Source organism: Candidatus Sodalis endolongispinus, assembly GCF_018777395.1.
In the GTDB taxonomy this organism is placed as follows: Bacteria; Pseudomonadota; Gammaproteobacteria; order Enterobacterales; family Enterobacteriaceae; genus Sodalis_B; species Sodalis_B endolongispinus.
Window position 1 is genome coordinate 909,070 of record NZ_JAFJYC010000001.1, and the last position, 23,058, is coordinate 932,127.

At 57.9% G+C, this 23,058-nt stretch carries 17 protein-coding genes and 6 pseudogenes; 3 read left to right on the forward strand and 20 right to left on the reverse strand.

Annotated elements, in window-relative coordinates:
• Positions 1–39 precede the first annotated feature (39 nt).
• The 5 genes and pseudogenes from accD to JZM24_RS04435 all read right to left on the reverse strand — a co-directional run bounded on the left by accD (position 40) and on the right by JZM24_RS04435 (position 4,890).
• Entirely contained in the window at positions 40–960 is a 921-nt protein-coding gene (accD, locus tag JZM24_RS04415; RefSeq protein WP_215668726.1) for an acetyl-CoA carboxylase, carboxyltransferase subunit beta, read from the reverse strand.
• 198 nt (positions 961–1,158) lie between these two features.
• Positions 1,159–1,821: a DedA family protein gene (locus JZM24_RS04420; protein ID WP_215668728.1), complete on the reverse strand. Its 663-nt coding sequence runs from the start codon at positions 1,819–1,821 to the stop codon at positions 1,159–1,161.
• Between the two features lie 40 nt (positions 1,822–1,861).
• Positions 1,862–2,647: a tRNA pseudouridine(38-40) synthase TruA gene (gene truA, locus JZM24_RS04425; RefSeq protein ID WP_215670004.1), complete on the reverse strand. Its 786-nt coding sequence runs from the start codon at positions 2,645–2,647 to the stop codon at positions 1,862–1,864.
• 65 nt (positions 2,648–2,712) lie between these two features.
• Positions 2,713–3,723 (reverse strand): annotated as a pseudogene (locus JZM24_RS04430) (aspartate-semialdehyde dehydrogenase).
• A 148-nt stretch (positions 3,724–3,871) separates the two neighbouring features.
• A pseudogene (locus tag JZM24_RS04435) lies at positions 3,872–4,890 on the reverse strand (DUF3410 domain-containing protein).
• 284 nt (positions 4,891–5,174) lie between these two features.
• Between JZM24_RS04435 and flk the strand changes: the two are divergent.
• Positions 5,175–6,188 (forward strand): annotated as a pseudogene (gene flk, locus JZM24_RS19630) (flagella biosynthesis regulator Flk).
• Positions 6,189–6,412: 224 nt separating this feature from the next.
• Here flk and JZM24_RS04445 read toward each other — a convergent pair.
• The gene (locus JZM24_RS04445) at positions 6,413–7,621 is read right to left on the reverse strand and encodes an MFS transporter (RefSeq protein ID WP_215668730.1); all 1,209 of its coding nucleotides are present in this window, start codon (positions 7,619–7,621) and stop codon (positions 6,413–6,415) included.
• Between the two features lie 166 nt (positions 7,622–7,787).
• Positions 7,788–8,999, reverse strand: a complete 1,212-nt coding sequence (gene fabB / locus JZM24_RS04450; RefSeq protein WP_215668735.1) for a beta-ketoacyl-ACP synthase I — start codon at positions 8,997–8,999, stop codon at positions 7,788–7,790.
• 155 nt (positions 9,000–9,154) lie between these two features.
• On the opposite strand from fabB, the pseudogene mnmC1 reads away from it, so the two are divergent.
• A pseudogene (gene mnmC1 / locus JZM24_RS04455) lies at positions 9,155–11,026 on the forward strand (FAD-dependent 5-carboxymethylaminomethyl-2-thiouridine(34) oxidoreductase MnmC1).
• 286 nt (positions 11,027–11,312) lie between these two features.
• On the opposite strand, the gene JZM24_RS04460 reads toward mnmC1, so the two are convergent.
• The 6 genes and pseudogenes from JZM24_RS04460 to prmB all read right to left on the reverse strand — a co-directional run bounded on the left by JZM24_RS04460 (position 11,313) and on the right by prmB (position 15,961).
• On the reverse strand, positions 11,313–11,588 hold the full coding sequence (locus JZM24_RS04460) for a YfcL family protein (RefSeq protein ID WP_215668736.1): 276 nt from the start codon (positions 11,586–11,588) through the stop codon (positions 11,313–11,315).
• A gap of 27 nt (positions 11,589–11,615) precedes the next feature.
• Positions 11,616–12,170, reverse strand: coding sequence for an elongation factor P hydroxylase (locus JZM24_RS04465; RefSeq protein WP_215668738.1), 555 nt, complete (start codon positions 12,168–12,170; stop codon positions 11,616–11,618).
• Between the two features lie 9 nt (positions 12,171–12,179).
• Positions 12,180–12,967 (reverse strand): annotated as a pseudogene (locus JZM24_RS04470) (sulfite exporter TauE/SafE family protein).
• Between the two features lie 93 nt (positions 12,968–13,060).
• The gene (gene mepA / locus JZM24_RS04475) at positions 13,061–13,858 is read right to left on the reverse strand and encodes a penicillin-insensitive murein endopeptidase (protein WP_215668740.1); all 798 of its coding nucleotides are present in this window, start codon (positions 13,856–13,858) and stop codon (positions 13,061–13,063) included.
• 5 nt (positions 13,859–13,863) lie between these two features.
• Positions 13,864–14,949, reverse strand: a pseudogene (gene aroC / locus JZM24_RS04480) (chorismate synthase).
• A gap of 79 nt (positions 14,950–15,028) precedes the next feature.
• Positions 15,029–15,961, reverse strand: coding sequence for a 50S ribosomal protein L3 N(5)-glutamine methyltransferase (gene prmB, locus JZM24_RS04485; RefSeq protein ID WP_215668742.1), 933 nt, complete (start codon positions 15,959–15,961; stop codon positions 15,029–15,031).
• Positions 15,962–16,128: 167 nt separating this feature from the next.
• On the opposite strand from prmB, the gene smrB reads away from it, so the two are divergent.
• Positions 16,129–16,659 carry an endonuclease SmrB gene (smrB, locus tag JZM24_RS04490; protein WP_215668744.1) on the forward strand — a complete coding sequence of 177 codons (531 nt, stop codon included), beginning with the start codon at positions 16,129–16,131 and terminating at the stop codon, positions 16,657–16,659.
• A gap of 122 nt (positions 16,660–16,781) precedes the next feature.
• Here the strand turns inward: smrB and JZM24_RS04495 are convergent, their stop codons facing one another.
• The 7 genes from JZM24_RS04495 to mlaA all read right to left on the reverse strand — a co-directional run bounded on the left by JZM24_RS04495 (position 16,782) and on the right by mlaA (position 23,050).
• Positions 16,782–17,009, reverse strand: coding sequence for a hypothetical protein (locus tag JZM24_RS04495; protein ID WP_215668746.1), 228 nt, complete (start codon positions 17,007–17,009; stop codon positions 16,782–16,784).
• Positions 16,999–18,402 carry a hypothetical protein gene (locus JZM24_RS04500; RefSeq protein WP_215668747.1) on the reverse strand — a complete coding sequence of 468 codons (1,404 nt, stop codon included), beginning with the start codon at positions 18,400–18,402 and terminating at the stop codon, positions 16,999–17,001. The genes JZM24_RS04495 and JZM24_RS04500 overlap by 11 nt, the downstream gene beginning before the upstream one ends.
• 13 nt (positions 18,403–18,415) lie before the next feature.
• The gene (locus tag JZM24_RS04505; protein ID WP_246579877.1) at positions 18,416–19,453 is read right to left on the reverse strand and encodes a glycosyltransferase family 2 protein; all 1,038 of its coding nucleotides are present in this window, start codon (positions 19,451–19,453) and stop codon (positions 18,416–18,418) included.
• On the reverse strand, positions 19,450–19,917 hold the full coding sequence (locus JZM24_RS04510) for a GtrA family protein (protein WP_246579992.1): 468 nt from the start codon (positions 19,915–19,917) through the stop codon (positions 19,450–19,452). Before JZM24_RS04510 ends, JZM24_RS04505 begins: the two co-directional genes overlap by 4 nt.
• Positions 19,918–20,556: 639 nt before the next feature.
• A complete protein-coding gene (gene sixA, locus JZM24_RS04515; RefSeq protein ID WP_215668750.1) occupies positions 20,557–21,039 on the reverse strand; it encodes a phosphohistidine phosphatase SixA in 483 nt (160 codons plus the stop codon).
• 371 nt (positions 21,040–21,410) lie between these two features.
• On the reverse strand, positions 21,411–21,707 hold the full coding sequence (locus tag JZM24_RS04520) for a YfcZ/YiiS family protein (protein WP_215668751.1): 297 nt from the start codon (positions 21,705–21,707) through the stop codon (positions 21,411–21,413).
• Positions 21,708–22,291: 584 nt separating this feature from the next.
• A complete protein-coding gene (gene mlaA, locus JZM24_RS04525) occupies positions 22,292–23,050 on the reverse strand; it encodes a phospholipid-binding lipoprotein MlaA (RefSeq protein ID WP_215668753.1) in 759 nt (252 codons plus the stop codon).
• Between the last annotated feature and the right edge of the window lie 8 nt (positions 23,051–23,058).

Sequence of the window (23,058 nt, forward strand, 5' to 3'; positions counted from 1 at the left end):
GATCCTGCAGATGACCGCGGGCAGGCTTGCGCCGCCCGTTTATGCCTCGTCCTGATGATCCTCCGCGACCGCATCAGGGCGCGGCTCGTGCGGCAATGGGTCCTGCGGCTGCGGCTGGTTGGTCAATTTGGCCAGCAGACCGGCAAGGCGCAGACGCATCTCCGGGCGACGCACGATAAGATCGATAGCGCCCTTCTCCAGCAGAAATTCACTGCGCTGAAAACCGGCCGGCAATTTTTCGCGTACCGTTTGTTCTATCACCCGCGGACCGGCGAAGCCTATCAGCGCTTTCGGCTCGGCGACGTTCAGATCGCCCAGCATCGCCAGACTGGCTGAGACGCCACCCATGGTGGGATCGGTCAGAACCGAAATGTACAGCAAGCGCCGTTCGCGCAGCCGCGCCAGCGCGGCACTGGTCTTGGCCATTTGCATCAGCGACATCAGCGCTTCCTGCATGCGGGCGCCGCCGCTGGCGGAAAAGCACACCAGAGGACAGTCGTCCGCCAGCGCCTGCTCCACCGCGCGCACAAAACGCGCGCCGACCACCGAGGACATCGAACCGCCGATAAAGGCGAACTCAAAAGACGCGGCCACCACCGGCATACCGTACAGCTCGCCTTTCATCACCACCAGCGCATCTTTTTCGTCGGTGGCTTTCTGGGCCGCCGCCAGGCGATCCTTGTACTTTTTCGGGTCCCTGAATTTCAGGATATCCTTCGGCTCAAGCTCACTGCCAAGCTCGGACTCGCTCCCTTTATCCAGGAAAGCGTGCAGGCGCGCGCGCGCGGTAATCCGCATGTGGTGATCGCATTTCGGGCAGACCTCCAGATTGCGTTCCAGCTCCGCGCGATACAGCACCTGGCCACAGCTATCACATTTGGTCCACACGCCTTCGGGAATGTTCGCCCTGCGCGCCGGGGTGATAGTGCTCTTATTGAGAATTCGTTCAATCCAGCTCATCGATAACCTTTCTGTTTGAACCTGGCATCCGCCAGTCCGCTATATCTACTTGACCTTTGACCACAGCGGGAGAGCCGCCGTCTCGCACGCTCCCCGCCGGGGATGGCGCCAAAGGTTGTCCATTAAACCATAATGGCCAGCGACTTGGCACAGAAAACTCTGCGCTTTGTTCACATTCTGCCCGCCGGCTTCGGGAAATTACTGACTTTTACTCTTGGCGACCATCCGGCGCTGGCGCCACACTTCAATCACGCCCGGCAGCACCGATAGCAGGATAATCGCCACGATAAGCCACTTCAGATTTTGCTGCACCACCGGCATATTGCCAAAGAAATAGCCGGCGTAGCTAAACAACAGCACCCACAGCAGTCCACCGGCGACATTGTACAGCGCAAAGTGGCGGTAACGCATATGTCCCATGCCGGCCACGAACGGAGCGAAGGTGCGCACGATGGGGACAAAGCGCGCCAAAATGATGGTTTTACCACCGTGCCGGGCATAAAACTCATGGGTTTTGTCCAGATAGCGGCGGCGAAAGATTTTGGAGTCCGGGTTACTAAACAGCTTTTCACCGAACAGGCGGCCAATCGTATAATTGACCGCATCGCCGGCGATGGCCGCCAGCACCATCAACAGCACCATCACGTGAATATCAAGCCCGTTACTCGGCAGCGCCGCCAGCGCGCCGGCGACAAACAGCAATGAGTCTCCCGGCAGGAAGGGCGTCACCACCAAACCGGTTTCGCAAAACAAAATCAGAAACAAAAAGGCATACACCCAGACACCGTACTGCGCCACCAGCTCTGCCAGATGCACATCGATATGCAAAATAAAATCGATGATAAATTTAATATATTCCATTCAGTTTTCCCGGTAACGCAAGTCGATAGAAAGTCAGCGGTCAATCCGCCAAAAATAACGGCCCCGGCGACGACGCGGGCAGAGCGAAACGCGACGGGTAATCCACCGCCACCAGGTAAAGCCCATCCGCCCGGGCGCTTGCGCCGGCCTGTGTCCGGTCGCGGCACGCCAGCAGTTCGGCGATCCAGTCTTCCGACCGGTTGCCGCACCCCACTTCCAGCAGACTGCCTACAATATTACGAACCATATGATAAACAAAAGCATTGGCTTTGATATCGACCACCACATAGTGCCCCTGGCGCGTGACGTGCAGATGATGCACGTTGCGCCAGGGGCTGCGCGACTGGCACTGCAAGGCGCGAAAAGACGTGAAATCGTTTTCGCCCAATAAACACCGGCCGGCGCGCGCCATCGACGGCGCATCGAGCGGGTGATAATAGTGGGTCAACCCGCGGCCGAGCAGTGCCGGGCGCAGGCGATGATTATAAATAATATAGCGGTAGCGCCGGGCGGTGGCGCTGAAACGCGCATGGAAATCGTCCGCTACCGGCGCCACCCAGCGCACGGCAATATCGGCCGGCAGATTGGCATTGACGCCGAGCGTCCAGGCGGCATCCGGTCGCCGCGATCGGGTGTCAAAATGAACCACCTGCCCCGTGGCATGCACGCCGGCGTCGGTACGGCCGGCGCAATAAACCGTGACAGTTTCATCGGCCACCGTAGAGAGCGCGCGTTCGAGGCACGCCTGCACGCTCGCCACTTCCTGCTGACGCTGCCAGCCGTAATAAGCGCTGCCGTCATACTCAATACCGAGCGCCAGCTTCATCGTGCCGTCATTGGCCGCCGCCGGCAATGCCTCGTCCGCCTCCGACAGGGGCGCCGTTTGCACCGTCACCACGCGCTGGCCTCGGCCATCAGTTTCTCCGCGGTCAGCACCGCCATCAGCGCGCCACCGAAGCGGATATTATCCGCCACCGACCAAAACTGCAGCAGATCGGGCATGCCGTAATCGTTGCGCAGACAACCGATATTCAGCGCGACGCTGCCCGAGGCGTCCTCTACCGGCGTCGGATAGTCCAGCTCTTCGCTCAGCATTAGCCCCTCGCCGGCCGCCAGCGCCACGCGCGCCTCTTGCGCAGCCATCGGCCGCAGCGTTTCCAGATGGACCAGCTGCGCATGGCCGTAGAATATCGGCGCCTGCACACTGCTGACCGAGATTGGCAGCCCCTCATCACGCAGGATTTTGCGCACTTCGTCCACCAGACGGCGTTCGCTGCGCACCGAGCCAGCGTCGTCGGGCAGCAGCGGCAGCAGGTTGAACGCCAGCTGACGCGGGAAAAAGCCCGGCTCGGCGGGCAAGCCATTTAACAGGATGGCGCTCTGACCCGCCAAATCATCCACCGCCGCTTTGCCGTGGGCGGAGGCGGACAGCAAGTTGCTGACGTGCAGATGCCCCAGGCCCGCCAGATCGGTAAGCGGCTTTACCGCAAACAATAACTGACTGGTCAGCGCGTCCGCCACCGCCACCATATTGCGGTTGAGGTAATCGGCCAGCACGTCATCATTGACCCCCGGCACCACGAGCGGCACGTCCGGCTACAGGGAAAACAGGCCGCTGACATCGACTACCAGGCAGCCGGCGGCGGCTTCAGCCACATACAGCGCCGAGGCCGGCGCGCCGGCGACAAAGAAGGCCAGTTGTGCCTGCGACCAATCGAATTGCGCCGCTTCGCTGACCTGCAGACTTTGTCCGTTAACCCGCACCGTTTCGCCGGCGCTGCGCTCGCTGGACAGTAAAAACAGCTCCCCAAACGGAAATTGGCGTTCCTGTATAATCTCCAGCAGCGCCGTACCGACTGCGCCTGTTGCTCCCAAAAGAGCGATATTCCAGCCGTCAGACATCATATTATCTCCCGTTGATGGGATACCGCGGCGCGTTACGCCGGGGCATCAGTCAATCAAAATAGCGTAATAGGCCCCTGGCGCACCCCGCCCCACACATCATGCGGCCAAGGCATCAACCGTGGTCAGGCGCCGGCGTTGCACGGCCTCAGCCGGCGAACGGCCGGGCTTGAAACCCCAACTGCCGCAGCGCCTCCGCGCCGACGCTATCGTCGGTTTCCACTCCCGGCGCTGGTAGTAATTTTTGCGCAAGCGATCGAACTCCCCCGGCAATCCGGCGGCGCGCCGTAATTGCATATCATCTCGCCGCACATCATAGACCAGATGCGCCAACAGACGCAGCGCCTCTTCATCGATAGCACCGCGCAACCGGATACGTTCCACCGCCGGCGGCGGCAAGAGTGCCACGAGGCTCGCGCGCGCATCACTGCCGATAAAGGCGCTGTAGGCGTCGAAAACCTGCGTAGTGCCGCGCGCCTTGCCTTCCAGGGTATAACCGGCAATATGGGCGGTGCCGATATCGACGCGGGCCAGCAGCGGCAGCGCGGGCTCCGGCTCCCAGACATCCAGCACGGCGCTCAGCGGCTTACCGCCCTCCAGCGCTTTTAGCAGCGCGGCGTTATCCACCACCGCCCCGCGACAGGCATTGATGATAATGCGGTCGGCGGGCAGCGCCGCCAACATTGCCTCATCCACCAGATGCCAGGTGGCATGCCGTCCGGCGCGGGTGAGGGGGGTATGGAACGTCAGCACATCCGCCTCAGCCACCAGCGTTTACAGCGGCTGCCAGTCGCCGGGGGCACCCGCTTCCGCCAGCGGCGGATCGCATTGCAAGGTACGCACACCAAAGGCGTTGAGCCGCCGTTGCAGACGGCCGCCGACATTACCGACGCCAACAATGCCGACGGTCTTGTCGCGCAGGGCGAATCCGTCCCGCTGCGCCAGCCAGTCTTCATCCACATGATCGGTGCCGGCGGTAGCGGTACCGACAAATTTCACCCGGCTGCCGTCGAGCAGAGCGCCGTCGACGCGGGTCACCGAACGCACCATCAGCGCGTCGGCCAGCGCCAGCGCGGGAATCGCCTTGCCCGCCACAGTCTGCACATCACCCAGACGACCGAACAGCGCCTCGGCATAAGGCATATTCTCATCCACCAGGATTTTCACATCAGGCTCCGCAGTACTGCGCCATCAAACGTTAAAGGGGGAATATTCTGCCACCGAATGCGTAGGAATCCCAACCCTATCACGTTTCATTTTGCCATTGTCGCCGCTAAGACCTGTTAGACTCGCGGCGACAGGGTCCATTGACCCCGTCGGCAGAAAATGCCATCCCGTTGCCGGATGCTACCGCTGCCGGCAGGGACTTGCTATTATCTGCCCCCGACAGCGCGCCGTTAGCGGGGCCGCACCGAGATCTCACCGTCTGCCCTCCCGAGAGGATATGCACTATGCAACCAGTTACCGGTCCCGGTACGCCGCCACGGGGTCAGACGCCACCGCCGCCCGGCCCGGATCAACCCCTGACCACCGCCCAGCGCACGACGCTTGAGCGGCTGATTACCCGTATTATGGCCCTGAGTTCCAGCAAACCGGCGGAAATCTGGGCCGCTTTGTTTCACCACCTGAACATTGCCGGTGACGGCGAGTTACGGGTGCGCCACTTTCTTCCCGCCGAACAGCTGCTGCAGGGACGATTGATGACGGCGCAGGAAACATTGGCCGGCCGACAATTGTTGCAACAGTTGACCGATTTGTTGCCACAGGGAAATAACCGGCAGGCGGTGAGCGATTATATTCGCAGCCAGTTCGGTCACACCGTTCTCAGCCAGCTGGACGCCGGCCAACTGCGCTAGATGCTACATTTACTGCAAAGCGGGCAATTGGACATTCCGGCGCCGCAGCAGGCCGCCATGACCGATCGCACCCTGTTGCCGGCGGAACACCAGGCGCTCAGCCAGCTTATCACCCGACTGGCGGCCCTTACCGGCGAGACGCCGACCGAGCTGTGGGAAAGTCTGCATCGTATGATGGGGCTGAAATCCGGCGATCCTATTCCCGCCCGCCATTTCCCGTTATTGAGCCAGTTCTTGCAAAGCCATTTGACGCTGTCGCAGCAAGGACATCCCACGCTGGCCACGCTCACGGCGGTGCTCAAGCATCCCGTCCACGGCGAGCAGCAGCAGGCGGTGGAGCAATACTGCCGGCAACATTTCGCCGCCGGCAGCCAGACGCCGCTGACCAGCGCTCAGGTCAACGCGGTGTTGCAGTACTTGTTTATTTATCGCCTGAGCCGCACCCAGAGCCAGCACCAGACGCCGGATGTCCGGCTGCTTCAGCCGGTGACCCACCAGCTTATCGCCACCGAACACGAACCGCGGCCGGTCCGCGCGGCGCGATCGACGCTGGTGATCGGGCTCTTTGTCGCTGTGGTGCTGGTGGTTATATGGCTGCTGGCCCGCTGATGGCCGAAAGGGGCGGACGCGCCGCAGGAGCCTGACCTTGATGATGCCGTGTGCGTCCCTGCGCGCGGTGCGAAGCCTCCTGCCGGCCCGTCGCGGCACAGAGAACAGAAGAGCAAGGTAATTTTACTGCGGCCGACGCCCTGCGCGCGTGGCAGTGACCCACCCGCCAGAGGCGCCAAAGCGCAGGACAGGAATGCCTTTTCAACGGGAGCATATGCCGCCCATCAGGCGTCGGTGTCGCGGCTCGTAAGACGCCGTTGCCGCGCAAACAGCAGCGTCACGGCGATGCCCGCCAGCGCGCAGAGCATAGCGGCGCCAAACACCGAGGCGTAACCCAAGGTGGTTGCCAACATGCCCATCAAGGGTCCGGTCATGGCGTAGGCCACATCCTGGAATGCGCTATAGCCGCCAACCGCGGTTGCGCGCGCCTGCGCAGGCACCCGTTTCACGACTTCCACTCCCAGCGCAGGAAATATCAAGGAACAGCCGGCGCCGGTCAATCCCGCGCCCAGCAGCGCCAAACCGGGATCCCTTGCCAGCCAGAGCAATGCCAGCCCCAGCGCTTCCACCGCCAGTGAGACGAGCGTCACCCGCACGCCGCCCAGCCGATCTGGCCAATGGCTACCCCAGAAGCGCAGCGCGACAAAGGCAATACCGAAAGCGCTGAAAGCAAAACCGGCATGATCCCAATGGCGCAAATTGAAATACAGTGAAATGAAGGTGCCGATGGCGGCAAAGCCTACCCCTTGTAGCGCCAGCGCCATGCCCGGCAGCCGAATCAGATTGACCACCGAACGCAGCGATGGGCGGATGCCGGCATGGGGTCGAATCGATGCGACACGGGCATTGCAGGCCAACGCCAGCAGTGGCAACAGCAGCGTGGTCAATCCAAGGGTGATAAAACCGCCGGAGCGATGATAGAGCAACAAGCCCACCGGCGCACCCACCGCCAGCGATCCATAGATGGCGGCGCCGTTCCACGACATAACCTTGCCCGCGCGCGCCTGCCCCAGCAAGCCGAACCCCCAGCTCAAAGTACCGGTCAGCAGTTGACTCTCGCCGAAACCCAGCATGACGCGCCCAAGCAACAGCAGCCCGTAGCGGGAATACACCGGCAATGGCAGCAGCGCCGAAAGCAGATAAAATACACCGGCCAACCCGCATGACGCCATCCCCTGCAGCGCGGAACGTTTAGCGCCAAACTGGTCGGCGAGTCTGCCCGCGTAACTGCGGGTCAGGACCGTGGCTAGGAATTGAATGCCAACCGCCACGCCTACCAGCGTGTTGCTGAGTCCCAGCTCGTCATGGACATAAAGAGGGATAACCGGTAACGGCAACGCCACGGTCAAATAACAGAGAAACACCGCACTGCACAGCGAGAACAGTGTCTTATTCGCCGGAATGGTGCCCATTGTAGTCGATTCAGCGTGCATGATGCGGGCTTGCTCCTGACAAATTAACGGCAAAGAGAGCATAAAAAACCAACGCCCTTCCCTTCCTTAGCCGTCACGGTAGAAAGGGACGCGTTGGTTAGCGTGAACGCTTACGCCGGCGCACGGCGGGGCCCCGGCGCCACGGCAATGCCGCACCCGACACGGCTTAGCCGTATTTCCGCATCACGAGCGTTGCGTTCGTGCCGCCGAAACCAAAGCTGTTGCTCATCACGGTCGTCAACGCTCGCCGGGTCGGCTCGGTAATCACATTCATGCCTTCCGCCTGGGGATCAAGCTGTTCGATATTGATGCTCTGGGCGATAAATCCGTGCTCCAGCATCAGCAGCGTAAAGATGGTTTCATGCACCCCGGCGGCACCCAGCGAGTGACCGGTCATCGCTTTGGTAGAGGAGAAAGCCGGATGCTGGCTGCCGAAAGTTTCGCGGATAGCCCACAACTCTTTCACGTCGCCGACCGGCGTAGAGGTACCGTGGACGTTCAGATAATCCACCGGAGTATCGACATCTTTTAACGCCATTTGCATGCAACGGATGGCGCCTTCGCCGGACGGGGCGACCATGTCCGCGCCGTCGGAAGTCGCGCCATAACCGATAATTTCAGCATAAATATGGGCGCCGCGGGCCAGAGCATGCTCCAGCTCTTCCACCACCACGATGCCGCCGCCGCCGGCGATGACAAACCCGTCGCGATTAACATCATAAGTGCGCGACGCTTTGCTCGGCGTTTCGTTATAGCGGGTGGACAGCGCGCCCATGGCATCAAATTCGCAGGCCATTTCCCAGCACAGCTCTTCACCGCCGCCGGCGAACACCACATCCTGTTTGCCAAGCTGGATCATTTCCACCGCATTGCCGATGCAGTGCGCGGAGGTCGAACAGGCAGAACTGATGGAGTAGTTGACGCCGCGGATTTTAAACGGGGTCGCCAGACACGCCGACACACCGGAAGCCATTGCCTTAGTGACCATGTAGGGTCCCACGCCGCGCAGACCACGGGCGCGCATACCGTCGGAGCCGGCGACCTGATTGCGCGGCGAGTCTCCGCCGGAACCGACGATAAGACCAGTACGATTGTTAGACACCATGTCGGGGGTTAGCCCGGCGTCGGCAATCGCCTGTTCCATGGACAAAAAGGCGTAGACAGAGGCATCACTCATAAAGCGCGCCATTTTGCGATCAATCAGCCCGGTGGTATCGAGTTTGACATTGCCCCAGACATGGCTGCGCATGCCGGAATCTTTCAATTCCTGGGAAAAGGTAATCCCGGAGCGGCCTTCTTGCAACGAGGCCAGGACTTCTTTTTGGTCGTTACCGATACTTGATAAGATCCCCAGGCCGGTAATCACAGCACGTTTCATTTAATACCTCTTGTAATAATATTTGAGTTTCAGTCACGCACTTTAGCTTACAGATGTAAGCTGAACAAGTCCGATCAGAGGATGTTAGCAAAATTTGCACCGTAAAGCCCGCGTGGTTAGAATCGTCCCACTTCCCCTGCCTTGAGCCTGCTGCCGTGAAATGCCACGCCGTTGAACCCGCCGTATTGTGCTGGAACGATCAGGGTACACCTGTATCCCAAAAATTTGATGACGTTTATTTTTCCAATCAGGATGGTCTGGCGGAAAGCCGCCACGTTTTTCTGCACGGTAACGGCTTGCCTGCCCGCTTTACGTCCCATCCGCGCCCGGTCTTCCGGGTAGCGGAAACCGGGTTTGGCACCGGCCTTAATTTCCTGGCGTTATGGCATGCCTTTGATACGCACTGCCGGCAGCAGCCGGCGACCGGCGCGCGGCGCCTGCACTTTATCAGCGTTGAAAAATTACCGCTCGGTAAGGAAGATTTGCGCAGCGCGCTTGCGCGTTGGCAAGCGCTGGCACCGCTGGCGGGCGAACTGCTGGCCCTCTAGCCGCAGCCGGTCGCAGGTTATCACCGCCTACTGTTGGCCCACGGCAGGGTCATTCTCGATATCGGCTTCGGCGATGTCAACACGCTACTTCCCGCGCTGGACCTCAGCCTGGACGGTCAGGTTGACACCTGGTTTCTGGACGGCTTAGCGCCGGCGAAAAATCCCGATATGTGGCGGGACACGCTCTTTGCCGCCATGGCCCGGCTGGCACGCTCGGAAAGCAGCTTCGCCACCTTTACCGCCGCCGGTTTTGTCCGCCGCGGGCTACAGCAGGCCGTCTTCTCGGTGGCGAAGGTCAAAGGCTTCGGCCGTAAGCGGGAGATGCTCACCGGCACACGGGCGCCTCGGGTAATCGTCAAGGGGCGCTTTATCCGCTGCTCAACCATCGACATGACGCGCTGGCCCAATTTTATGCCGCCGCCTTTCCTTATGCGCTGCTATCAGCAATTGGCGGCGCAAGGGGTGGCATTTGAACATCAATGGTGCGGCGTCACCCAACTGGCCTGGGATGCGAAAAGCGCCGGCAAAATCACCCACATCCTCGCCGCCGGCTGGCCGAGCACCCTGGTGCGACCGGTGACCCGCGAAGACATGGCCGCGCTGGTGGGCGTAGACACCGGCCGCGATGGCCTGACGTATCCGGCGGGGGGATGGCTCAATCCGGCGCAGTTGACCGCCGGCGTGCTGCGGCTCGCGGCGCAACAGGGGCTACAGACCCACTACCGACGGCGCTTGACTACGCTCAGCGCCGACGATGGCAACGGTTGGCGGCTGACGTTTGCCTGCGGCGACGATGTACGACATGCCACGGTCGTGTTGGCTAATGGGCATGAAATGAATGGGTTGGCCCCAACCGCTGCGTTACCGCTCTATGCGGTACGCGGTCAGGTGAGCCATCTTCCCGCGATGGCGCCGCTGGCGGCATTACGGCAGGTACTGTGCTTTGGCGGCTATTTAACGCCGCAAAGTCCCGGCTTCGCCAGCCATTGCCTGGGCGCCAGTTACCAACGCGGCGACACCGGCACGGACTATCGTGACAGTGAACAGCAGCATAATCTGCAACGGCTGCGGGCGTGTCTGCCGGACGCGCCCTGGCTGGACGCGGTGGATATCAGCGTCCGACAGGCGCGGTGCGGGGTCCGTAGCGCGGCCCGCGATCATTTGCCGCTGGTGGGTAACGTACCGGATTTTGAGGCGACCTTGCGCGCCTACGGCAATTCTCCTCTGCCGGATGGCGCGGCGCTGCCGGTGGCGCCGGGCTATGCCAATTTATTCATGTTGGGGGGGTTGGGTTCCCGCGGTTTATGCAGCGCGCCGCTGGCGGCGGAAGTCGTGGCGGCGCAGATATTTGGCGAGCCTTTGCCGGTAAACCGCGCCGTAGCACAGGCGCTAAATCCCAATCGGTTCTGGGTACATAAACTTCTGAAAGGTAAGAAGATTGTCAAATCCCGGCGATATCACCCGGTCGAGGGGATCTAGTCTGCAAATTACGCTACCGACTGTCGACGCCGCCTGCCGGGCGTTAATATCCCCGCGATTTTGCCGAGAGCAGCGGTGCAGGCCACACGCCAGCGGCCGAACCGTTGCCGCCGGTTATTAACACGCCGCGTGCCGTGCTTTAGCACGTCCACTCTTCGAGACGCGCATTGCCGCCCTTCACGGGGCGCCTCGATAGCCCAGCGCATCCTGCCGCCATCCTTTGGCATGAAGCACTAAGCGCAAACAGCTACGCCGCTGCCGTGCTCTATCCTGGCGCTGGTGCGTCTCAGTCGGCGGCGCGCTGATAAAGCGTTTGCCACATTGATTTAACTAAAATTTGATCCGGCGGCGAAAGCTCCCCTTTGCTGATAGCCCGGTCAAGGCTCTCCTGAACCCGGCTATGCAGCGCCTCCAGGGTATGTTCGCCGTTCAGCTCGGTCTCCGCTACCGCCAGCGTCAAATGACCGCGCAGATAGCCGCCGGCGAACAGTTCATCATCACTGGCATGCTCGACCATCTCGTCGATCTGCGCCAGAATGCGCGCTTCAAAATCCGCGATCATACTCATCCTCTTGATGATGTGGTACTACTATTCGTTAATGTCTGATAGACAAAGAAACTGTTCACGCGCCAGCGGTGGCGTTACGTAAAACCGATGCAGCGCTTGTATCAATGTCGCCGGGCGGGGTGCTACCCCGTTTTCCAGGTTCAACATGACCTGCGCATGCACCTGCCGCTGGAATAAAATGCGATCAAGCTCACAATCTCCACTGAGATTATCGCAGCTGACGTGAAAGGGGTAGCCGGCGGCAACGCAAAACATCCACTCCAGCGCCTGCGGCTTGATTTCGGCGCGCTCGAACCGCGCCTGGGTGTCGGCATCGCGCCCGTCAGGGCAGTACCAGTAGCCGAAATCGACCAATAACCGCCGGCGGGCGCCCGCAATACACCAGTGCGCTATTTCATGCAGTGCGCTGGCGTAATAGCCGTGGGCGAAGATGATGCGATGATAGGGCGCCGCGTCGTCGGCGGGCAAATAAAGCGGTTCGTCATCGCCTTTGACCAACCGCGTATTCTGCGTGGCGGCAAAACAGCCGTTGAAGACGTCAATTAACTGCTGATAATGGTGAGTTTGGACGGACATGCTTTACCTTTACAGCCACACGGCCAGCCAGTGCGCAATAGCGGCACCGTGATTGTCATAAATCAGTTTGATACTCATCAGCAGCGACACCGCCACGATCATCGGCCGAATCAGCTGCTGCCCTTTCGTTAAAACCATGCGCGCGCCGAGCCGTGCGCCCAGAATTTGCCCGGCCAGCATCACCAGTCACACCGCCCATATCACTTTGCCCGACAGGACAAACAGCATCAGGCCGCCAAAATTGGAGGTAAAATTGAGCACTTTGGCATGTGCGGTAGCGGTGGCGAGGTTAAACCCGCATAGCATAACAAAGGCCAGGGCGTAAAACGAACCGGCGCCCGGACCAAAGAACCCGTCGTAAAACCCGACGCATCCGCCGCCCACCAGGGCGAATGGCCAGCCGGACAGCCGTCGCTTGCGATCCTCAGCGCCAAGACGCGGCATCAGCAGGAAAGCGATCACCAGCAGCGGCAACAGTCGTCGCAGCATGTCAGCGCGCACATGATGAATAAGAACGGCACCCGCCGCCGATCCCAGCAGGTCATAACGATATTGCGCTTTTGACCGGCGAGCTTCACCGTCCCGCGCCGGACAAAATAGAGACTGGCGGAAAAGCTGCCGCCTACGCTCTGTAATTTATTGGTCGCCAGCGCCTAGGTCGGGGGCAACCCCGCGGCCAGCAGTGCCGGGATGGTTATCAGACCGCCGCCGCCGGCCAGCGTATCGATAAACCCGGCCAGCACTGCCACAAAAAACAGCCTTGCCAACAGCCAGGGCGAAACCACTAACCAATCCATATCCTTTTCTCTACTGACGAAACGCGGGGGCCATCACTGGCCCCGGTGACGCTAGCGCGACGGCCCGTTTATCAGGGCGTTACCAGATGCCGGTCAAGCAACGTCTGGCAGTGGCGGCGGTGTTTTTTTCACCGGTGCGCCGGTCCCCGGTTTGGCCGGCAGGAACCAGCTTTCCGGCTCGGCGCCGCAACCGTCCCCCGGCGGCGGTATCGGCTGATCGATGCATTCGCGGCTACTCGGCGGACAGCGCAGCCGGACATGCATATGGGCGCGGTGCCCGAACCAGGGCCGGACTTTGCGCAGCCAATCGCGATCGCTGCCCGCATCCAGGCACAGCTGTTTTTTGATGGCCGGGTTGACAAAAATACGGGTGACCTGGTCATCCTCCGCCGCCAATTTAATCAGCGCCGCGGTTTCAGGGCGCCACAGACGCGGCACCACCCCGCGACCGTTGGCCGCCACCAGACTCAGCGGCTGAGGTTTAAGCAGCTGATAAGCGCTCAAGCGCTGGCGTGGCGTCTGCAACCAGATATCCGCGTCCAGCCCCGACTGATGGCTGGCGTGGCCGCTGTTAAAACGGCCGCCGGCCGGCATCGCCATATCTCCTACCAGCACCTCACCCAGCCCCAGATGTTTCACCTGATTGCTCAGGCGCTGAATAAACAACAGCAGATCGGGGTGGCCAAAGTAGCGCCGCTGATCCGGCCGCAGCACCTGATAGTTGCCTGCTTCCAACGCCAATGGCTGCGCCCAGATAATGCAACCATTGGCGAAGCTGCCAATGGCACTGGGCGCGCCGGCGACCGGATGGTCGATTTTTTGCCACGGCGTCTGCGCGGCCGCCGCGCAAAAGGCCGCCAGCGCCAGACAACCGATGAATACTTTGCGCATTGCCATCACCTTATCGGCGCCGCTGCAACGACGTCCGCGCACTGCGCACGCTGGCGCAAGAAATGATCCATCAGCACGATAGCCATCATGGCTTCGGCGATCGGTACCGCCCGGATGCCAACGCAGGCATCGTGCCGGCCGCGGGTGACCATCTCTACCGCGTCGCCGCTGCGGTTTACCGTCCTGCCGGGCACCATGATGCTGGGGGTGGGCTTCAGGGCGAGATGGGCGATAACCGGCTGGCCGCTGCTAATCCCGCCGAGAATGCCGCCGGCGTGATTGCTTTGAAAGCCCGCAGGGGTCATTTCGTCGCGGTTTTCGCTACCGCGCTTGCCGATAACCGCGAAGCCATCGCCGATTTCCACCCCTTTCACCGCATTGATGCTCATCAGCGCATGGGCCAGATCGGCATCAAGGCGATCAAATACCGGCTCGCCGAGTCCGGCGGGCAGATTTTCCGCCACCACCGTCACCCTGGCGCCGATGGAATCCACCGCCTTCTTCAAATCGCGCATCAGCGCATCCAGCGCCTCCAGACGGTCGACATCGGGGCAGAAGAACGGGTTTTGCTCCACCTGGGCCCAGTCTTTCAGCTCGCAGTGGATGTCGACCATTTGCGCCAAATAACCGCGTATCAGCACCCCGCACTGCTGCGCCAGATATTTCTTGGCGATAGCGCCGGCGGCTACACGCATCGTCGTTTCACGCGCCGAAGATCGGCCGCCGCCGCGGTAGTCCCGTCGGCCCTACTTCTGATCATAGGTGTAATCGGCGTGACCGGGATGGTAGAGATCCTTAATGGCGCTGTAGTCCTGTGAGCGTTGATCGGTATTCTCGATAAGCAGCCCGATGCTAGTGCCGGTGGTGACGCCATCAAACACGCCGGAGAGGATTTTGACACGATCCGGCTCGCGCCGCTGCGTGGTATAGCGCGATGTACCTGGTCGCCGCCGGTCAAGATCGTGTTGCAGATCTTCCTCGCAAAGGGGGATACCCGGCGGTACGCCATCGACGATCCCCCCCAGAGCCTGCCCGTGGGATTCACCGAAGGTGGTGACGCGGAAAAATTGTCCAATACTGTTCCCTGCCATCGGAACTCCTTACCCATTCCTGATAATTAAGAGACACACGCCGCTGCGCCACGCGGGCTCTGCGGTCTGACCGGGCATATTAATCACGATACAGCTTGAAAATGTCACCGCAGGCCACCGATTGCTGACGCGTTAGCATGAAAACACCGTCGCCGCCCTGAGCAAATTCCAGCCAGCGGAACGGCACCTCTGGATATTGCGCCATCAGATGCACCATGCTGTTGCCCACTTCGCAAATCAGCACGCCATCCTCGCTAAGGTAATCGGGCGCGCAGGCCAGAATACGTCGTACCAACTTAAGACCGTCGCTGCCGGCGGCCAGACCGAGCACCGGTTCGGCATGAAACTCCGCCGGCAAATCGTTCATATCCTCTTCATCCACATAGGGGGGATTGGTGATAATCGCGTCATAGGCCAGCGGCGGTAGATCACGAAATAAATCGGAGCGAATCGGGGTAACCCGATGCTCAACGCCATGCGCCTGTATATTGTGCTCCGCTACCGCCAGCACGCCGGGGGCAATATCCACCGCGTCCACCTCCGCCTCTGGATAGGCATAGGCGCAGGCAACAGCAATACAGCCACTGCCGGTACACATATCAAGGATATGCGCCGGCGGATGCGGTAGCAAATCGCGAAAATGTTCGGTAATCAGCTCGCCAATCGGGGAACGCGGGATAAGTACCCGTTCATCGACATAAAATTCCAGACCACAAAACCAGGCCTTGTTGGTCAAATACGGCACGGGGATGCGTTCATTTACCCGGCGGATAACGCGCTCGACCACCCGCGCGCGCTCACTGGAGGTCAGGCGCGCACCGTGCATCTCCGGCGGCAGATCCAGCGGAAGAAACAGGCTGGGCAACACCAGCTGCAGTGCTTCATCACAGGGATTGTCGGTACCGTGGCCATAATAGATTTGCGCAGCGTTAAACCGGCTGACCGTCCAGCGCAGCATATCCTGAATGGTATGCATTTCCGCTACCGCTTCATCTACAAAAATTTTGTCCAATCAGACCTCCGCGGCCTTCGCTCTCATCAACAGGCGCTAGTGTGCCATGAAGTGACCGACAAAGCAGCAGCCAGTGCGCCTTTGAGGAGGACCTCGGCACCAGATTTTTTCGCCGTCATCGATAAGGAAAGGGTAAACTGAATAAAACGCGAGGCGCAGAGCAGACAATGAAGAAAAGATTTACACTGGCGGAAGATGATCTGCAGCTGTTCAGGCAAACGGTGGTGGGCGCCAAGCCGCTGCCGCAGGACCGGGTAAAACCGTCCCCGCCGCGGCGCGTCAAAACCGCCCTCCCCCCGCGAAGGTTGATTCAGGAACAGGTGGATGCCAGCTTCTACTTTTCCGACGAATTTCAGCCGCTGCTTCAGGAGGAGTGGCCGCCACGCTATGTGCGCCCGGGCGTCAGTCCTTATGAGGTGAAAAAGCTGCGGCGCGGCGATTACACACCCGAGCTGTTTTTGGATTTGCACGGGCTGACGCAGGCGGAGGCCAAGCAAAAATTGGGCGCGCTGATGGCCGCCTGCCGGCGTGAGCATGTGCATTGCGCCTGTGTGATGCACGGGCACGGCAAACATATCTTAAAGCAGAAGACGCCGCTGTGGCTGGCGCAGCATCATGACGTCAAAGGTTTCCATCAGGCACCGAAGGAATTTGGCGGTAGTGCGGCGCTGTTAATTCTGGTGGAATTGGCGTCTTGATGGATCGTTTTAGTGGCCCGGTCGCCGTCATAGCGCGCCGTTTGCACGTCTATGGGTTTGCAAAGATCCCACGTCGCAAGGCTCGGGCGCAGGAATAGACGCGCCCATAGCCGGGAAGGGGCTCAGTTTTCGCAATGCCGGTCATTTTGCCAAATCACCGGTCCTTTCCAAATCGTCATATCCCCTTTGGTCAGGAGTAATTCACCCTGGCGAGCCGCGATCCGATCTTTTATCTGCCTGTCGGCTTCGACAGTCTGGTTGAGAGAGTACAACACGTCGCCTGACGCGCAAAACCAACTTGGACGCGACAGCCAATGGCGCGGCACCACGTTATCGCCGTTAATGGCCAAGTTCCCCCGCGTTGACCCGATTGTCTATGGCATTCAGCGGCAATATTCCCCAAAAGTCGCCACCGTAAATGCGATAGAGATGGTTTTGCTGCATCAACGCTAGGATTTCGCGATTAAAGTCTTGATGACGCTTAAAGGTAATCTGGCTGTTGTGATTAACGGCCGCTGGATACCAGCACGATGTCAAAAGAGCAATTAACAGGGTAATGATCGCCAGAGCGCTTTTCGATTTAATAAAACGGGATAATTGATCGTAAAACCAAATGAACAGTGATAATTTGAGTAGCGACATCTCCCATTGAACATGGCGGGAGGAATCAGGATTTAAACTTGCCACCGCAAACAAGCCAATCACAATGCCTATTGCCGTGAGAATTAAGAAAAAGTCCAATAAACTCGGTTCAACATTCTCAACTGCGGCTATGCTTGTTTTGATTCTTGCCGTGGTCATTACCATGCCATAAATAAACGCCGCCACATAACAGAGCAGCATAGCAATACTTAAGATATAGAGCGGGAATCCCACGCTAACAATCTTCATTCCGGCAAAAACATCCGTGGCCATTGTGCCGCCAAGAAGGGAAATGACCAGTCGTGATAGATTAGCGATAATATCTGGCAGGCTGTACAACGTTAACGACTGCAAATAATTGACTTCTAACGGGCCGGTGTGTTTGAGCAATGCCGCGTTGCCTACATAACCGGCGATGATACCGGCCAACGCTAAAGCAGAAGGATAAACGCTTTTGCGGACACCAAAGCAGAGAATCAATGCCACTATCAATGGTATCGCCACCAGCGCACCTCTAATCGGTGCCTCCAGGGCCATCAGCGTTATGGGCAAAAAACTTAACACCCAATAACGCCGGCAAGGGCGTAGCGACGCCTGAAAAGCAAAAACCGCCGCGGCAAGGGACAACACAATGTTTGCCAAGTGCGATTGCTGTCTTAGCACCATATCAAAATCACTGTGCCCCAACGGGATAAAAAGGGCTGCGGCGATCACCAGCGCTTGGGATCGGCGGGAAAATACCGAGGATAATGTCAGATAAGTCACTAGAAACCAGAATCCAACGCTCAGAGCCGATCCTAAAATATAGGCCTTATAACCGGAAAGCCCCAGCAACATGGTAAGTGCGATAAAATAACTGGAGCGCAGGAAGATTATCTGATTGCCATATGAAAAATCGGCCGGCAGCAGACTTTGCTTTTCAACTATCGCGCGGGCAAGTATTTTCATGGCGGCGGCGTCGCCATGAAAATAGATAGGATAGATAAAGTATTGGTGGATAAAGCCAATGGCAAACCTAATCAACACAACAGCGATGAACAGCGCCAGCTTAGCGTACAGTGATTCCGTCTTCGGTGCCAAAGAAGCATAAGGTTTATACATTGCGAGCCGTCTTCTATTTACCAGTTTTTTTTGAAGTATCGTAAGTCATCGGAGTTGCACTTACCGCCTGTGCCGTGGCATCCGTGTTTGAGACACTGCCCGCGTTGATTTCGTTCTCGATGAAGAAAAGTGGTCTATTTTTAACTTCGGTGTAAATTTTACCAATATATTCGCCCACCACGCCCAGACAGAGCAATTGCACACCACCAAAAAACAAGATGGCTAAAGAAATGGAGGCCCAGCCCGCGACCGTATGCCCGCTGATTTTCTGGTATAGCGTATATATTATCATCACTGCTGACAGCAAACAGATGATAAAGCCGGTATGAAAAATGATTCGCAGGGGATAGATCGAAGAAGATGTTATCCCTCTCACCGCCAGAGATATCATCTTTGCCAAAGGATAATGCGTATCGCCGGCGATGCGTTCCGCGCGTGAATAAAAAACCTTTGCACTGTGAAAGCCAATCAGGGGCACCATGCCACGTAAATAGATATTTTTTTCTTTTAAGCTCAACAAAGCCTTAAGCGCCCGTCGGCTAAGGAGCCTGAAATCGGCATGGTCATGAATTTGCTCGACACCCATCGCAGCCATAACCCGGTAAAAAAGTGTGGCAGAGGTCCGTTTGAACCAGCTATCGGTATCTCGACGCGAACGGACACCGTAGACGACATCATTACCCTTTAAGTAGCAATCAATCATAAGTTCAATGCAATTGGTGTCGTCCTGCAGATCTGCGTCGATGCTGATGACCACATCAGCGTCAGCATGGCTTAGTCCTGCCAGCAAAGCGGCCTGATGACCAAAATTTCTGGATAGCTTTAATCCATGGACACCTTTATTGTTTGCCGCCGCGCTGCTGATTAATTGCCAAGTGTTGTCCAGACTGCCATCATCAACAAATAAGAGATGACTACCCTGCCGTATTTTATTACTGCGTTGTAATTTCTCTACCACTTCCATCAAAGAATTCAAACAAAAGGGGAAAGCGGCTTCTTCGTTATAACAAGGCACGACAATTGCTATCAACGGTAGATTGCTCACATTCATTTCATATCCCATAATTTAGTTAATAGAAATCCTGTGATCGTATAGGTCACCATACCGGCAATTTGACTTGAATAAATCAAACTTGGGTGAGTCTGAATAACCAACCAAACAACGCCGACATTTACCAAATAGGCAATCAGGCATGTCAACAAAAATTTTCCTAAGCGATGAAACGACAGGGATGTCGAGAAAGTAAAAAGGCTATTGACGACGAAACTGAAAGCAATACCGACAGCATAACCGATGAAATTGGACAGATAAATGCCAGTGCCGATATGGATAAAAGCAAAAATAACAGCCGCCGTAATGGCCGTGTTCAGTAATCCAACCAGGCAAAATTTTATCGTTTGTGTAAACGTATTATCTGGGGAACGGGAAAATAGACGTAACGCCCCACGGCGTTTCATTACTTGAATTTTCAGAATCCACCCGAGAGAAATATTTTTACAACCCGCCCATGACATCACCAACTATACGCAGGTGTTATAATAATTAACTTATTTAAGATAACCAGCCTAATTATACACGAATTCTGATTACCCTCCACGATTTTATGGTCTAAGATAACTGATTGAAAATATTGATTTATTTCCTGTAACACCTAATGACGGCAAGTCTTTTCGCTGTCTCACGGAATTTTAGAACCGTACTTGCCCATCAGGCGGGGCAAACAGGGGATGGAGAGTTGTCTATTGCGTATTCAGTTAGTTTTGCCACCTGTTGTGTAAACGCCTTTTTAAGACGCCCGGCAACGCACGGGAAATCGCTGCTTCATCACGCCGGGAAGATAAATCTCTGATCACATCGTCTCTTTTGGCTGCACTGGCGTCATGAGTAAGCTCAAATATTGGTTCCCTTCACACAAGAAGGCCGGCAGGCACAACGTAAAGGCGTTCGCCAGGCGACTGCGAGAGGCGGTTTTTAAGATGAGCCAACAAACAATGCGCACAGGGGCAGTATTAGCGACATGCGTAACGGGAACAAGGCAGGTTCACTCCGCAAGCGCCACGATGGCTATAGCGGCTATGGGGTTGCTACGGGAGCAGAGGTGATATAGCGCAGGAACATCGTCCGCCCTGCGCCAAAGCCGGCGTATTCGCCGTTCAGACTTTCGACAGCAGCTGTGTCGGTCCCACTTGCCAGCGCAACGTGCCGCTGCCGCTGACGGCGTCAAGATCAACGCCCGCCACGGCGGAAGTGGCGAACATCGGCGGCTGCTCTTCAGGGCATAAGTCCGCCACGAGGTATCCCACCAACGGCAAATGGGAGATGACCAGTACCCGGTTTACGCCTTCATTCGCCAGCGCCTGCAGGTAGCAGCTTACCAACCCGGCATCGCCACCCGGCGTCAGTTCCGGTAGCACTTCATGGCCGTCCGGTAACACCAGATACGCTTGCAGGGTATCTAGCGTCTGCCTGGCGCGCAAGTAGGGACTGACCAATACCCGATCAATGTCCGCCACCTGGCCGCTAAGCCAGCGCGCCATCAGGACGGATTCATCACGGCCCCGATCGGTCAGGGGTCTTTCCGCATCGTTCGCGGCCTCGGAAACAGCATCGCCGTGCCGCATAATTAGAACTTGCATAATGCACCGTTGTTGTTGGGGAAAATCGCGCCCGGTCAGCCGGGGAGTTCCCGTAGCCTTACACTGACGCACAGGTCGCGCCATCCACCACCCGCGGTGGCGCTAGCACGACCGGGTCAGACGAGAAGTCACATCTGACCAAAACGCTGTTTTTTTACATCAACTCCACCCCGGGAGTCAATACAATGCGCAAGGCCATTCGCACGTGGACTGCGTTTTCGGGCCGGAAAACGTACCGCGATTTGCGATGATTATCAGGCTATGACAACACGTTAGCCGAATGGTGCATAAACATCGTGGGAATATTCTTATCGCGGAACAAAACGGTACCCCACCGCACCGTATAAGCTCACGGGGGGCAGGTAAAGGGTTCAACGCAGACCCAGTTGGAAAATCAGCGTTTCCGCCTGACAGCAAAAGGTAAAGTCCGCGTCGAGCACGAAACCGTTATCCTGAGGTTCAATCCTGGCATCAATTTGACATGGATCGGATTCCACCGCGCGGGCTTTTTCCGTAAGCGTGGCCAGCATCGATTCCGCCTGTTGGCGCTCTGCAAAGTCGCGGCTGAAACTCGCCTTGCAATCTTCATTATCGATGATGGTGCCAACGTCAACGCAGCAGCAAGCTGCCGTTTCATTTGCGCTGCATTTGTTCAGTGAATTAGCCATGATATTCTCCTTGCCGGGTAACCCGGGTGGCGCTAGTCATAAATCAAACCCTCATAATTGTGAATAATTATACGCCACTTGCGCCAGGGTTAACAGCCAATCGGCCTGACAAAAGGCTGCTAAAGGCGCGTTTTTGCCGCTCGAGGTAAAGGGTAATCAGTGCGTGTTTCTTGAGGGTTATCGATGTAGCGGAACCGTAAACAGAACACACACCATCGACAGAGGCGCCAACCCTAACGCGCCAGCGGCAACAGGTGGTGATTCCGCCCCCGCCGCCATTCTCAGACAACACAACGCTTTCGCGCGCCCGCGACCCTTTTCCGACTGCATAATGCCTCCGCGCGCGCCGCCACTCTCAGACAACACAACGCCTCCGCGCGCGCCGCTATACTCAGGCAACACAACGCTTTCGCGCGCCCGCGACCCTTTCCGACTGCATAATGCCTCCGCGCGCGCGACCCAACTCAGACGGCTCAACTTCTGCGCGCGCCCGCGAGCAGTAATTCCCGACGCGACCTCCCAGCGACCGGGCCACCGGGCCGGCAGCAACAACTTGACCGCACGCGGCAGGCGTTGCCCGCCGTTTACTGCGCATCTATCGAATTAAGATCGTCTTGGATGGCGCTGGCGTTCGGATTGTCTTGCGGCGTCAACACGCCATCGCTGGCCAGGAAATCATGCCGCTGGAAATAGGCGGCGCGCACCAAGGCGTAAGGATCTTGCGAGTTCTGCAGCAGACCATCGGAGTCCAGCAGTTGCGCGCAGGTTTCCAGCCCTTCCAACGCCCATTTGCCCGCGGACATCCACCAGGTGAGATAGCTCAAGAGAGGGTAAAGATCATCCACCAATCCGCCAATGTCCTCACGAGGCGTGAAACTGCCGTAACCGGGCAGCTCTACATAAGGACCATAGCCAACGCCATAATTGCCTAAGGTACTGCCGAAACGCCGTGGCTCCTCTTTGGCCAATTTCGGGTTAGCCATCGACGCTACATCAATTAAGCCCCCCATCCCCAGCAAAGTATTCAGGAAAAAGCGGTTGAAATGAACCATCGCCTTGTAGGGTTTACCCTCTACAAAATAGTTGACCATGGTGGCGGGCTCTCCCAGGTTAGTGAATAAATTGCTCAAACCGTTACGTGCCGGCTTCGGCACATAATCCCGCCAGGCCACCGCCGCCGGGCGAACCAGATAGGGATCCAGCACGTTGTAGTTAAAATTGAACATGCTGCGGTTAAAGCCTTCCAGAGGATCCGACAGACCCTGGTCATCCTGATTTTGATGAGTAGCGCAACCCAGAAGCAGGACGCTGGCAAACGCCACACCTGACAGGCGGAAATTCATTATAAAAC